The organism is Bacillus sp. LR--39, from assembly GCF_053613335.1.
In genome coordinates, this window is record NZ_JBSIOT010000495.1 from 1 (window position 1) to 922 (window position 922).

Consider the following 922-nt stretch of genomic DNA (forward strand, 5'->3'; position numbering starts at 1 on the left):
TTAGTACACTTTATAGATATCGTTACGCTCGGATTGACGGTATGGGCCGTACTCTCCTCCGACATCCACACTCTCATCCCAGTCAATACCTAGCCACTTCAGATAATTCAGCTGGCTTTGTTCTCCGCCCTCAATATTGCGCTTTTTATCTGTATCCTCAACTCGGATGATAAACTTACCGCCTTGATTGCGGGCAAATAAATAATTAAAAAGCGCCGTTCTGGCATTTCCAATATGCAAATGTCCGGTTGGACTCGGTGCATAACGGACGCGTACTTCGTTTCCCATTTTTAAATACTTCCTTTCATGTCATGTATGGCCTCAGGCAAAAATGTATGAATCTATTCTACCACCAAATAGACCCGGCATCAAAACAAGTTAGCCTTTTTGTATCAGTACTGTCGCCTGAGCCGCTATTCCTTCCGCCCGGCCTGTAAATCCAAGCTTTTCTGTCGTTGTTGCTTTTACATTTACTTGAGAAACATCTGCCTCAAGGCCTTCAGCAATTCTTTTTCTCATATCTTCTATGTACGGCAGCATCTTCGGCTTTTGCGCTATGATGGTGCAATCAATGTTCCCAAGGACATACCCCTTCTGTTTCACGATTCCCCAGACATGCTGAAGTAATTTGAAAGAATCTGCGTCCTTGAACTCGGGATCTGTGTCAGGAAAATGCTTGCCGATGTCTCCTTCACCCACAGCTCCCAGGCAGGCGTCAGCGACAGTATGCAGCAATACGTCTGCATCAGAATGGCCAAGCAGCCCTTTTTCGTACGGGATTTCAATTCCGCCAATAATGAGAGGACGGCCCTCCACTAATTGATGCACATCAAATCCTTGTCCAATTCTAAACATGTTTATTCCCACTTTCTGATTCCATGATAGATTCAGCTGACGTCAAATCGTCTGGCGTCGTCAGCTT

General features: G+C 45.2%; 1 protein-coding gene and 2 pseudogenes. All 3 read right to left on the minus strand.

Annotated features, from left to right (window positions below):
- Positions 1-288: pseudogene (locus ACWHAR_RS24405) on the minus strand (glutamate--tRNA ligase family protein); the annotation flags it as partial.
- 90 nt (positions 289-378) lie between these two features.
- A complete protein-coding gene (gene ispF, locus ACWHAR_RS24410; protein WP_003225745.1) occupies positions 379-855 on the minus strand; it encodes a 2-C-methyl-D-erythritol 2,4-cyclodiphosphate synthase in 477 nt (158 codons plus the stop codon).
- Positions 848-922: pseudogene (locus ACWHAR_RS24415) on the minus strand (2-C-methyl-D-erythritol 4-phosphate cytidylyltransferase); the annotation flags it as partial. The gene ispF and the pseudogene ACWHAR_RS24415, both read right to left, overlap by 8 nt.

Bases quoted from the DNA above. Each gene is read 5' to 3' on its own strand.
- ispF (WP_003225745.1), bottom strand. From the start codon at position 855: ATGTTTAGAATTGGACAAGGATTTGATGTGCATCAATTAGTGGAGGGC.